Here is a 12184-nt window from a genome sequence, read left to right on the forward strand (position 1 = left end):
GCGTGACTGTCGTACCCGCGTCCTAGACTCGCCGTATGGCACGGGCGAACGACGAGGCCGCGGCACTCGTACAGGAACTGGCGGACCTGCTCTCGATCACGGGCGGCGACGCGTTCAAGATCAGGGCGTACGAGAAGGCGGCCCGCGCGGTCGCGGGGCACCCCGACGACATCGCCGGGATGGACCTGGCCGGGCTGCGCGCGATCCCGACGGTCGGCGAGGCGATCGCCAAGAAGCTCCTCGACTACAACACCACCGGCACGATCCGGCAGGTCGAGGAGCTGCGCGCGCAGATCCCCGCGGGCGTCCGCGCCCTGACCACGATCCCGACGCTCGGCCCGAAGAAGGCGCTGGCGCTGTACGAGGAGCTGGGCGTCGCCTCGGTCGCCGAGCTGGCCGAGGCGATCGGCGCGGGCCGGCTGAAGGGGCTCAAGGGCTTCGGTCCCAAGACCGAGCAGAACATCCTGCACGGCATCGAGCTGATGCAGCAGTCCGGCGAGCGGGTGCTGATCGACGTGGCGTCCGACCTGGCCGAGGAGATCGTCGCCGCCCTGTCCGCCGTCGCCGGCTGCGAGCGCTGCACGTACGCCGGGTCCCTGCGCCGCATGCGCGAGACGATCGGCGACGTCGACATCCTCGCCGCCTCCCCCGAGCCCCGCCCGATCATGGAGGCGTTCACCGCGCTGCCGTTCGTCGCGGAGGTGATCGCGAGCGGTGACAAGAAGACCTCGGTCCGTACGACCAAGGGCCTCCAGGTGGACCTGCGGGTGATCCCGCCCGAGTCCTGGGGCGCGGCCCTGCAGTACTTCACCGGCTCGCAGGCCCACAACGTCCGCACCCGCGAGATCGCCGTCCGCGCGGGCCTCAAGCTGTCGGAGTACGGCCTGTTCGACGCCCGGTCCGGCGAGCTGATCGTCTCCGCGACCGAGGAGGAGGTCTACGCCCGGCTGGGCCTGCCGTGGATCCCGCCGGTGCTGCGCGAGGACCAGGGCGAGATCGAGGCCGCCCTCAAGGACGAGCTGCCCCGCCTGGTCACCGTCGAGGACCTGCGCGGCGACCTGCACTCCCACACCGACCTCACCGACGGCATCGCCACCCTGGAGGAGATGGTCGCCGCCGCCGAGGCGCGCGGCCTGGAGTACTACGCGATCACCGACCACGCGCCCAACCTGTTCATGCAGCGCATGACCGACGAGAAGATGCTCGCCCAGCGCGAGCGGGTCCGCGCCCTCCAGGAGAAGCACCCCGGCCTCACGCTGCTGCACGGCACCGAGCTCAACATCGACCCGGACGGGAACGTCGACTGGGACGCCGATTTCCTGTCCGGCTTCGACGTCTGCGTGGCGTCGATCCACTCGCACTTCACCCAGGACCAGGCCGAGATGACCCGCCGCCTCGTCCGCGCCTGCGAGAACCCGCACGTCCACGTGATCGGCCACCCGACCGCCCGCTCCCTGGGCCGGCGCCGGCCGGTCGACGCCGACTGGGACGAGGTCTTCAGGGCCGCGGCCCGCACCGGCACCGCGATGGAGATCGACTCGTTCCCCGACCGCCTGGACCTGCCCGCCGACCTGGTCCGGCGGGCCCTGCACCACGGCGTCAAGTTCTCCATCGACACCGACGCGCACTCGCTGGCCCACCACCGCAACATCCGCTACGGGGTCGGCACCGCCCAGCGCGGCTGGCTGACCCCCGACGACGTCATCAACACCTGGCCCCTCCCCCGCCTCCGGACGTTCCTCGAAAAGACCCTCTGACCGGCCTCCACGGCACCGGCGGCCCCGTTCAGGGGGCGGGCTTCAGGGTCTCGGCCCAGCGGAGGAGCTCGGCCTGGACGGGCGCGTCGACCTCGGTGATGGTGACCAGCGCCGCCGTGATGCCCCAGGGGGCGATGGCCGCGTTCACGCGGTGGAGCAGCTCGGGGTCGCCGTCGGACCTCATCCGCGGGAGGTCGGCCAGGTCGCGCTCGGCGATGACCGAGCGGAGCGCGGTCTCGGCCACCGCGCGGGCCGCCGAGGTGGGCTCGTCGGCGGTCAGGGCATAGCGGACCGGGTCGTCGGCGCCCAGCATCGCCAGGGCCTTGACCCGTACGGGCACGCCGTCGTGCGTGGTGCCCCGGAACCAGATGTCGAGGGGCGCCTTGCGCATCGAGACGCGCAGACCCCGGTCGGCGAAGGGCAGCAGGTAGCGCAGGCCCGGGCCGCGGGCCTCCAGCAGCCGGCCGAAGCGCAGGACGACGAGGCGCTCGCTCGCGGGGACGCGGCGGAACCCGGCGAGGGCGGCCAGCACCCCCAGGAACGCCGCCAGGGCGAGGAGGGCCGCGGCCCGGGCCCCCGCCGAGTCGGGCAGCTGCAGTTGCGTTCCCACGACCTCGCTCACACCTCCAGACTCCCCGTCCGGGCGGCCGACCGCCATCAGGGCGAACGCCCATTCCCACCGGAGTCCACCATGCACCAGGCGCAAGGGCCGTCGCCCGCCCCGCCCCGACCGGTTCCAACGCCAACACCGCAGCCCCTCCAAACGCGCCCCAGGCGCCAGCAGCAAGCAGCCAATGCGAGCGGCCCGTGCGGGCGGCCCCGTACGAGCCGCACCCTGCGGACCGTGCCATGCGGGCAGCCCATGCGCGGCCCCGTGCCAGCGGCCCCATGCGGGCCGCGCCATGTGAGCGGCTCCATGTGAGTGACCCCGTGCGGGCCGCGCCGTGCGCGCGGCTCCGTCTACGGGGCGCCGTGCGGGTGGCTGTTGACCTGTGGCTGCATGGTGGGCGTGGGTGGATATGGGTGCCGTGCCCAATGGTGACGCATGCCTTCCGGATCGAAGACTTGACGGAAAGGAAGATCGAGAAGGAGACGCAATGTCACAGGCGATACCGCTCATTAGCATCGGCACGGAACCCGGCGGGCCGCCCGGCCTCGATCGCCATGGGCCGTGATGCGCGTTCTCCACAGTGGATCAGGGTCCCCGTACACCACCAGCGAGGCGGGCCGCGCGACCGGCGGCCGCCGGAACGGACGGAGCGGACATGCCATCCCATGCGGTGAGGGCCCGAAAGGACGTCATGCAAGCACGCGACATCGCGGTACAGGTGCCCACCGTGCGGATGGGCGACCCGGTCGCCCACGCGGTACGGGTGATGGCGCTGGGCCGCCTGCCGGGGCTGATCGTCGTCGACGACGGCGGCCGGCCCCGGGTGGTGCTGCCGGGCACGCAGGTACTGCGGCTGGCCGTACCGGGCGCCTACCAGCAGGATCCGGCGCTGACCCGGATCGTGGACGAGGCGCACGCCGACCTCTTCTGGCAGGAGCTGGGCGACATGACCGTCGGCGAATGCCTGGGCCGCCCGGCCGGGCGGCCGGTGACGGTGCGGGGGGACGCCACGCTGCTGGAGGTGGCGTCCCTGATGGCGCGCCAGCGCAGCCCGCTGGTGGCGGTGATCGACGAGGCGGGCGTGCTCTCCGGGGCCGTCCTGCTGGACCGGCTGCTGGCCGGGCTGACGCTGGCCGGCCCCGGGGCCTAGCGGGACGCGGCCGGGCGGGACGGGCGGCCGCGCCGGTCCCCGCTCAGGGCGGGGGGCGAGGCCGGTGACCCCCGTCGTCGCGCTCGCCGTCTTCGTGGTGGCGTTCTTCTTCATCGCCACCGAGAAGGCCGACAAGGTCAAGGTCGTCCTCATCGCCGCCGGGGTGATGACGGTGCTCGGGCTCACCCCGGGCGCCGAGGTGTTCTTCTCCGAGCACGAGGGCATCGACTGGAACGTCATCTTCCTGCTGCTCGGGATGATGATCATCGTCGGCATCATCAAGCAGACCGGGATCTTCGACTTCCTGGCGATCTGGGCGGCCAAGAAGTCGAAGGGGCGGCCGTACCGGCTGATGGTGATGCTGATGGTCATCACCGCGGTGGCCTCGCCGTTCCTGGACAACGTCACCACGATCATGCTGGTGGCGCCGGTGACGGTGGTGGTCTGCAACCGGCTGCGGTTCCCGGCCCAGCCTTACCTGATCGCCGAGGTGCTGGCCTCCAACATCGGCGGGGCCGCCACGCTGATCGGGGACCCGCCGAACATCATCATCGGCAGCCGGGCGGGACTGTCGTTCAACGACTTCCTGATCCACATGGCGCCGATCGTGGTCATCACGTTCATCGCGTTCGTGCTGCTGACGCGGGTGCTGTTCCGCAAGGCGCTGCGGAACGAGTCCGAGCACATCGACGAGGTGATGGCGCTCCAGGAACGGCGCGCGATCACCGATCCGGGGCTGCTGGCGCGCTGCCTGGCGGTCCTCGCCCTGGTGGTGGCCGGGTTCGCGCTGCACTCGGTGCTGCACGTGGATCCGTCGATCGTGGCGCTGGTCGGCGCCGGCGTGATGATCCTGGTCACCCGGGCCGACGTCGACGACGTCATGGGCGAGGTCGAGTGGCCGACGCTGGTGTTCTTCGGCGGCCTGTTCGTGATGGTCTCGGGGCTGGTGCACACCGGCGTGATCGAGAACATCGGCGAGTGGGCGGTCGAGACGGTCGGGAACGACTACGTCACCGCGGCGACGGGCCTGCTCTTCGGGTCGGCGGTGCTGGGGGCGTTCTTCGACAACATCCCCTACACCGCGACCATGGCGCCGATCGTCGAGGGCCTGGTCGAGGGGGCGCCCGATCCGGGCACCGGCCAGGCGCTGTGGTGGGCGTTCGCGCTGGGCGCCGACTTCAGCGGCAACGGCACGGCCGTGGCCGCCAGCGCCAACGTGGTGGCGCTCGGCATCGCCGCCCGGACGGGGCATCCGATCTCGTTCTGGCAGTTCACCCGGTACGGGATCGTCGTCACGGTGCTGAGCACCCTGATGGCGTGGGCGTACGTGATGTTGCGCTACTTCGGCTAGCGCCGCGCCGGAGGGATCCGGCGGGGACCGCCCCGGCCCGCCGTCAGGCGGGCTGGGGCTCCCGCACCGCCCCGGCGGGGGCCGCCGCGGGGACCGGGCCGCGCTCGCGGGTCGCGAAGACCAGCCGGAGGGCGGCGATCCACATGACCGCGGCGCCGAGCATGTGCAGGACGACCAGCGGCGCGGGGACGCCGTTGAGGTACTGGACGTACCCGATCAGGCCCTGGGCCAGCTCGACGCCGAACAGCACCAGCACGCGGCGGCGGAACACGGCCGGGGCCTTGGCCTTGAAGGCGGCGGCCAGCGTGACGACCGTCAGGGCGACCGCGGCCCAGGCGAGCAGGCTGTGGACGCGGGTGACGTCCTCGATGTTGAACCCGAACCGGCGGGACGAGGCGTCGCCGGCGTGCGGCCCGGTGCCGGTGACGACGGTGCCCGCGACCAGCACGACGGCGGTGGCGGCGCACAGGGCGACGCTCAGGCCGCGCAGCACCGGTCCGGTCAGGCGGCGCGGCGGTTCGTCGCCCTCGCCGGCCCGCATCCACAGCGCCACGCAGAAGATCAGCAGCGCGGGCGAGACCAGGAAGTGCAGCGAAACCGAGGCCGGGTGCAGCTCGGTCAGCACGACGATGCCGCCGATGATCGCCTGCGCGAACACGCTGGCCGGCTGGGCGGCGGCCAGCAGCACCAGGTCGCGGCGGCGCGGGCGCAGCCGCAGCGCGGCGACGAACACCAGCACGCCCACGGCCAGCACCAGGAACGTCAGCATCCGGTTCCCGAACTCGATCGCCATGTTGATCGCGGGGTGCTCGGGATGCGCGGTCGGGACGAGGCTGTCCCCGGTGCACTTGGGCCACTCGGGGCAGCCCAGGCCGGACTCGGTGACGCGGACCGCGCCGCCGGTGCCGATGATGCCCGCGTTGCCGAGCACGCCCAGCAGGGCGAGCAGGCGCAGCGAGGCGGGCGTGGGGCGCCAGACGGCGTCGCGCACGCGGGTCAGGGGATTTCCGTCAGCCACGGCATCAATCGTATGGGCGGATCCCGGTACCCCGGATCCGACCCCCGGTCAGTGGTGCGGCGGCGGCATGAACCCGGACGGGCCGCGCGGCGCCCAGGGCGGCGGGGCCTGGGGCGGGGTGCGCAGGAACGCCTGCCGGGCGATGCTCATCAGCCCCAGCAGCGCGTCCCGGCGCGTCTCGAACCACCAGGGGTCGGCGAGGCCGCGTTCGGCGCGCTTGTGCAGCAGGGCGAGCTCGGTGGCGGCGAGCTGGTAGTCGGTCATGGCGCGGGCCGCGCCGGGACCGCCCGACAGCCGGGCCCAGCGGCGGGCGGCGCGGCGGCCGTGCATGCCGCGCAGCATCTGGACGTCCGCGGCGGTGACGAGGCCGGTGGCGGCGTACATCGGCAGGTACGTCTCGATCCGGCGGACAGTGGCGCGCCGCTCCACGAACACCAGGACGACCAGCACGAGCAGGATGCCGAAGTCCAGCACGTACACGACCGCGAGCCCGCCCAGCCCGAACGAGGTGGCGCCGTTCCAGAGCCCGTGCAGGACCATCGCGGCCAGCAGCCCCAGGACGGGCATGACAAACCGCAGGTGCCGCCGGGTGGCGGCCCAGGCGACGCCGAGGCCGGTCATGGAGGTGAAGAGGGGGTGGCTCAGCGGGGCGACGACGCCGCGCAGGACGAACACCGCCTGGAGGCCCTGCGCGCCGCCCTCCTCGTAGGCGCGCATGTAGTACGTGATGTTCTCCATCATGGCGAAGCCGAAGCCCACCATGGCGGCGTAGATCAGCCCGTCGACGAACCCGTCGATCTCGTTGCGGCGGAACCACAGGACGCCGAACAGGAACAGGCCCTTGAGGGTCTCCTCGACCAGCGGGGCGCCGAACGTCGCGCTGACGAAGTGGGCCTTGTTCTCGTCCTCGAACGCCGGGACGGTAACGTACAGCATCCCGAGCGTGTTGAAGACCAGCGCGCCCAGGATCGCCACGCCCGCGCCCCACATGAACGCGAACACCAGCAGCCGCGGCGGCTCGGGCTCCATCCGGTCCAGCGCCAGCACCAGCGAGATCAGCAGCGGGATCGGCACGATCGCCAGCGCCAGCCCGGGCCAGAACCCGGCACCGCCGCCGAACACCAGGTCCACGCCCAGCGCGAGCAGGGCGCACACCGAGGTGACCACCAGCCCGATGATCAGAGCGATCGGGGGCCGGCCCGGGACCCGCCCCTCGAGCACCGCCTTCGGATCCACACGCGCCATTTCGCGAGCGTAACCGGCGCGGCCGCCGTTCGCTAAGGTCCGCGCCGGGGCGTCAGGTGAAGAACGGATCGACCGCGACCGCGGTGAACAGCAGCGCCAGGTAGACGTTCGACAGGTGGAAGAACCGCATCGGGCGCAGGTGCACGCCGGTCAGCCCCGCCATGGAGGCGCGCAGCAGGCGGTGCCCCTCCAGCAGGAAGACCGCGCCGAGCACGATCGCGAGCGCGCCGTACACCAGGCTCATCCCCGCGACCGGCCACAGGACCAGCGAGCAGATGACGGTGGCCCAGGTGTAGATCAGGCTCTCCACGATCACCCGGCGCTCGGTGGCCACCACCGGGAGCATCGGCACGTTGGCCACCGCGTAGTCCTCGCGGTAGCGCATCGCCAGCGTCCAGGTGTGCGGCGGCGTCCACAGGAACACCACGCCGAACAGGACGAACGGCGTCCAGGCCAGGCTCCCGGTGATCGCCGACCAGCCGATCAGCACGGGCATGCAGCCGGCGATGCCGCCCCACACGACGTTCTGCGAGGTCCGCCGCTTGAGCAGCAGGGAGTAGACGAAGATGTAGAAGAGGATCGCGAACAGCGACATGGCCGCGGCGACGACGTTGACCGCCAGCGCGAACCCGGCGGTGGACGCGGCGGCCAGCACCACCCCGAAGACCAGCGCCTCGGTCGGGCTGACCTGGGCCCGGGCCAGCGGGCGGCGGCGGGTCCGGCGCATCTTGGCGTCGATGTCGCGGTCGATGTAGCAGTTGATCGCGTTCGCGGCGCCGGCCGACAGCGTGCCGAAGGCCAGCGTGGCCAGCGCGGTCCCGAGCGGCGGCACTCCCCCGGCCGCCAGGAACATCACCGGCAGCGTCGTGATCAGCAGCAGCTCGATCACGCGCGGCTTGGTCAGCGCCACGTAGGCGCGGACGAGCGCGCCGAACGGGCGCCGCCCGGCCGGCCGCTCCGGGCCCGCGGGGGGCGGCGGCGGTGCCGCCGGCACCTCGTCGTCGAGCTCGATGGCGAGCTTGTTACTGAGCACCGTCACAATCGGGTCCACGTCCAACTAGGCAAGAGAAATCGCGTCCACCTCGGCGGTGCCCCCGCGCGATTTGGCCGCACCTCGGATCGGCGTATCTGCTGCGGCCATGTGCTTTCGAACCGCGGGTTCACTGTAGTCCGCCCCCTCCCGAGGTCACGCACCGGGGCCGCCCGGGCGCGCTGGAGCCGTGGCGGGCGGGTGGCCGGCGGTTCCCCCGGGGGTTCACCCGGGCGGGGGGTTAGCGGGGAAAACGTTCGGGCAAGGGTCGTCCAGGGGTCGGTGAAGGCCCGGGGGCGCGCGCCCGCCGGGCGGCTCGCCGAGGACCGTCCGAGGGTCACCGGCGGCGGGCGCCCCGTTCGATAGGCTCGGGAAGGGCAGGTCATGATCTTCACCGGGCCGCGCAGGGCGGCCGGGCACGGGGCGATCGGGGTTCACGGGCTGAACTGGGACCTGCCCCGGGCACGTAGCCGCACATATAACGAGATTTCGGTTCGAGAGGAGCCTGGCGTTCCGTGACTGGGGACATCAGCACGTTTGAATGGTCCGACCTGGACCGGCGGGCGGTGGACGTTGTCCGCGCCCTCGCCATGGACGCGGTCGAGGAGGCCGGCTCGGGCCACCCCGGGACGGCGATGAGCCTGGCGCCCGCCGCCTACCTGCTCTTCCAGCGGTTCCTTCGGCACGACCCGACGGACCCGTCCTGGGCGGGCCGCGACCGGTTCGTCCTGTCCTGCGGGCACTCGAGCCTGACGCTCTACATCCAGCTGTACCTGTCGGGCTACCCCCTGACGCTGGACGACCTCAAGGCGCTGCGCAAGTGGGGCAGCCTGACGCCGGGCCACCCCGAGCACGGGCACACCGCGGGCGTGGAGACCACCACCGGCCCGCTGGGGCAGGGCATCGCCAACGCCGTGGGCATGGCGATGGCGGCCCGCCGCGAGCGCGGCCTGTTCGACCCCGACGCCGCCCCCGGCGAGTCCCCCTTCGACCACACCATCTGGGCGTTCTGCTCCGACGGCGACATCGAGGAGGGCATCAGCCACGAGGCGTCGGCGCTGGCCGGGCACCAGAAGCTGGGCAACCTGGTGCTGCTGTACGACGACAACCACATCTCGATCGAGGACGACACCGCGATCGCGCTGTCGGAGGACGTCCGCGCCCGCTACGCCGCGTACGGCTGGGACGTCCACGAGGTCGACTGGACGGTGAACGGCGACTACGAGGAGAACGCCGCCGCGCTGGCCGCCGCGTTCGAGGCCGCGAAGGCCGAGACCGAGCGGCCCTCGTTCATCGCGCTCCGCACGATCATCGGCTGGCCCGCGCCGAACAAGAAGAACACCGGCAAGATCCACGGCTCCGCGCTGGGCGCCGACGAGGTCGCCGCCACCAAGAAGGTGCTGGGCCTGGACCCGGCCAAGTCGTTCGACGTGGCCGACGACGTGCTGGCCCACGCCCGCGAGGTCGCCGACCGCGGCCGCGCGCTGCACGCCGAGTGGGACAAGTCGTACCGGGCGTGGCGCGAGGCGAACGCCGAGCGCGCCGCCGAGTTCGACCGGATCTCCGCGCGCCGGCTGCCCGACGGCTGGGCCGGCGCCGTGCCGGACTTCGAGGCCGGCAAGGACATCGCCACCCGTGCCGCGTCCGGGCAGGTCCTGGGCGCCCTGGCGGGCGTGCTGCCGGAGCTGTGGGGCGGCTCGGCCGACCTGGCCGAGAGCAACAACACCACGATGAAGGGCGAGCCGTCGTTCATCCCCGAGGAGTTCCAGACCAAGGAGTTCCCCGGGCACCGGTACGGCCGCACCCTGCACTTCGGGGTGCGCGAGCACGCCATGGGCGCGATCTGCAACGGCATCGCGCTGCACGGCGGCACCCGCCCGTACGGCGGCACGTTCCTGGTCTTCAGCGACTACATGCGGCCGGCGGTGCGGCTGGCGGCGCTGATGAAGCTGCCGGTGACGTTCGTCTGGACGCACGACTCGATCGGCCTGGGCGAGGACGGCCCGACGCACCAGCCGGTCGAGCACCTGTGGGCGCTGCGCGCGATCCCGGGCCTGGACGTGGTGCGCCCCGCCGACGCCAACGAGACGGCGTGGGCGTGGCGGACCATCCTGGAGCACGGCGACCGCCCGGCGGGCCTGGCCCTGACCCGGCAGAAGCTGCCCACGCTGGACCGCTCCTCGCTAGGCCCGGCCGAGTGCACGCCGCGCGGCGGGTACGTGCTCGCGGACGCCGGCAACGGCCGTCCCGAGCTGATCCTGATCGCGACCGGCAGCGAGGTGGCGCTGGCCCTGGAGGCCCGCGAGACGCTGGAGGCCGAGGGCACCCCCACGCGGGTGGTGTCGATGCCGTGCGTGGAGTGGTTCGAGCAGCAGGACGACGCGTACCGGCAGCAGGTCCTGCCGCCGTCGGTGCGCGCCCGCGTGTCGGTCGAGGCCGGGATCGCGCTGGGCTGGCGCGGCTACGTCGGCGACGCCGGCGAGTCGGTGAGCCTGGAGCACTTCGGCGCCTCGGCCGACTACAAGACCCTGTACCAGCAGTTCGGCCTCACCGCCGAACGGGTGGTGGCCGCCGCCCACGCCAGCCTCATCAAGGCCGGGGTGCGCGGTGCCGGGCGGGGCGAGACCACCGGCAACTGACACGGCCGCCGGGCGGCGGTCTCCCGCCGCCCGGCGGTCTCCGGCCCGTAGCCGTCCCCCCGCGAACTCGACGAGGAGAAATGCGATGACCGAGAACCTGAACAAGCTCTCCGGCGAAGGCGTGTCGATCTGGCTCGACGACATCAGCCGGGAGCGGCTGCGGACGGGCAACCTGGAGCAGCTGGTCAAGGAGCGGAACGTGGTGGGGGTCACCTCCAACCCCACCATCTTCGCCAAGGCGCTGAGCAAGGGCACAGCCTACGACGCCCAGGTCCGCGACCTGGCGGTGCGCGAGGTGGACGTCGAGGAGGCGTCCCGCGCGATCACCACCTACGACATCCGCTGGGGCTGCGACGTGCTGCGCCCGGTCTACGAGCGCACCGACCGGCTCGACGGCCGGGTGTCGATCGAGGTGGACCCGCGGCTGGCCCGCGACTCCGAGCGCACCGCCGCCGAGGCGCGGGCGCTGTGGTGGCTGGTGGACCGGCCCAACCTGTTCATCAAGATCCCGGCGACCGAGGAGGGGCTGCCGGCGATCAGCCAGGCGCTGTCGGAGGGGATCAGCGTGAACGTGACGCTGATCTTCTCGCTGGAGCGGTACGGGCAGGTCATCGACGCGTTCTTCGAGGGCCTGGAGCGGGCCCGCGACAACGGCGTCGACCTGACCACGATCGCCTCGGTGGCCTCGTTCTTCGTCAGCCGGGTCGACACCGAGATCGACAAGCGGCTCGACAAGATCGGGTCGGAGTCGGCGAAGGGGCTGCGGTCCAAGGCCGGCGTCGCCAACGCGCGGCTCGCGTACGCGCTGTACGAGGAGAAGTTCGGCACCGACCGCTGGACGTCCCTCAAGAACGCCGGCGCCCGCCCGCAGCGCCCGCTGTGGGCGTCCACCGGCGTCAAGGACCCGAACCTGCCCGACACGCTGTACGTCGACCAGCTCGTCGCGCCCGGCACCGTCAACACGATGCCGGAGGCGACGCTGGACGCCGCCGCCGACCACGCGGAGGTGACCGGCGACACCGTGCGCGCGTTCTACGACGAGGCACGCGCCCACATGGCCGCCCTCAAGGACGCCGGCGTCGACTACGACGACGTGGTCCGGGTCCTGGAGGACGAGGGCGTCGAGAAGTTCGAGGCGTCCTGGAACGAGCTGCTCGGCACCATCGCCGACGAGCTGCGCGACAAGGGCGGGGCGAAGGGCGGCCCCAAGGAGGGCGCCGCATGACGTCCGTGGTGACCGCCGGCGGGGCGTCGGTCACCCTCCGCGGCGGCGCCGTCCACGAGAGCGAGAGCGTGCTGGAGCGGCTCGTCTCCGACGGCGTCCCCGGCCGGCTCGCCTCGGCGGCGCCGGGCCTGTGGGGGCCGGACGCCGCCGCGACCGCCG

9 protein-coding genes are annotated in these 12184 nt (G+C 72.6%); 5 read left to right on the top strand and 4 right to left on the bottom strand.

The genetic code is table 11. The features are described from left to right. Positions 1 to 35 precede the first annotated feature (35 nt). Positions 36 to 1757: a DNA polymerase/3'-5' exonuclease PolX gene (polX, locus tag AB0881_RS33405; RefSeq protein ID WP_366623478.1), complete on the top strand. Its 1722-nt coding sequence runs from the start codon at positions 36 to 38 to the stop codon at positions 1755 to 1757. A 28-nt stretch (positions 1758 to 1785) separates the two neighbouring features. Here the strand turns inward: polX and AB0881_RS33410 are convergent, their stop codons facing one another. After that, positions 1786 to 2379, bottom strand: coding sequence for an SPFH domain-containing protein (locus AB0881_RS33410; protein WP_366623480.1), 594 nt, complete (start codon positions 2377 to 2379; stop codon positions 1786 to 1788). Between the two features lie 679 nt (positions 2380 to 3058). On the opposite strand from AB0881_RS33410, the gene AB0881_RS33415 reads away from it, so the two are divergent. After that, on the top strand, positions 3059 to 3517 hold the full coding sequence (locus AB0881_RS33415; protein ID WP_366623482.1) for a CBS domain-containing protein: 459 nt from the start codon (positions 3059 to 3061) through the stop codon (positions 3515 to 3517). 64 nt (positions 3518 to 3581) lie between these two features. Continuing rightward, positions 3582 to 4868, top strand: coding sequence for an ArsB/NhaD family transporter (locus tag AB0881_RS33420; protein WP_366623484.1), 1287 nt, complete (start codon positions 3582 to 3584; stop codon positions 4866 to 4868). Positions 4869 to 4911: 43 nt separating this feature from the next. On the opposite strand, the gene AB0881_RS33425 is transcribed toward AB0881_RS33420, so the two are convergent. From AB0881_RS33425 to AB0881_RS33435, 3 genes are read right to left on the bottom strand one after another with little or no spacing between them, the layout of a single operon-like run. After that, complete coding sequence (locus AB0881_RS33425) at positions 4912 to 5886, bottom strand: COX15/CtaA family protein (RefSeq protein WP_366623486.1); 975 nt, start codon at positions 5884 to 5886, stop codon at positions 4912 to 4914. Between the two features lie 48 nt (positions 5887 to 5934). Then, on the bottom strand, positions 5935 to 7131 hold the full coding sequence (locus AB0881_RS33430; RefSeq protein ID WP_366623488.1) for a PrsW family intramembrane metalloprotease: 1197 nt from the start codon (positions 7129 to 7131) through the stop codon (positions 5935 to 5937). 52 nt (positions 7132 to 7183) lie between these two features. Then, a complete protein-coding gene (locus AB0881_RS33435; protein ID WP_366623490.1) occupies positions 7184 to 8170 on the bottom strand; it encodes a heme o synthase in 987 nt (328 codons plus the stop codon). A 506-nt stretch (positions 8171 to 8676) separates the two neighbouring features. Between AB0881_RS33435 and tkt the strand changes: the two genes are divergently transcribed. Continuing rightward, positions 8677 to 10800, top strand: a complete 2124-nt coding sequence (tkt, locus tag AB0881_RS33440; protein ID WP_366623492.1) for a transketolase — start codon at positions 8677 to 8679, stop codon at positions 10798 to 10800. Between the two features lie 85 nt (positions 10801 to 10885). Further along, complete coding sequence (gene tal, locus AB0881_RS33445; RefSeq protein ID WP_366623494.1) at positions 10886 to 12025, top strand: transaldolase; 1140 nt, start codon at positions 10886 to 10888, stop codon at positions 12023 to 12025. The last annotated feature ends 159 nt before the right edge of the window (positions 12026 to 12184 follow it).

It is taken from the genome of Spirillospora sp. NPDC029432, assembly GCF_040703975.1.
Taxonomy (GTDB): domain Bacteria; phylum Actinomycetota; class Actinomycetes; order Streptosporangiales; family Streptosporangiaceae; genus Spirillospora.

Coding starts and splice junctions, on each gene's coding strand:
- polX (WP_366623478.1), top strand. CDS start 36: ATGGCACGGGCGAACGACGAGGCCGCGGCACTCGTACAGGAACTGGCG.
- AB0881_RS33415 (WP_366623482.1), top strand. CDS start 3,059: ATGCAAGCACGCGACATCGCGGTACAGGTGCCCACCGTGCGGATGGGC.
- AB0881_RS33430 (WP_366623488.1), bottom strand. CDS start 7,131: ATGGCGCGTGTGGATCCGAAGGCGGTGCTCGAGGGGCGGGTCCCGGGC.
- tal (WP_366623494.1), top strand. CDS start 10,886: ATGACCGAGAACCTGAACAAGCTCTCCGGCGAAGGCGTGTCGATCTGG.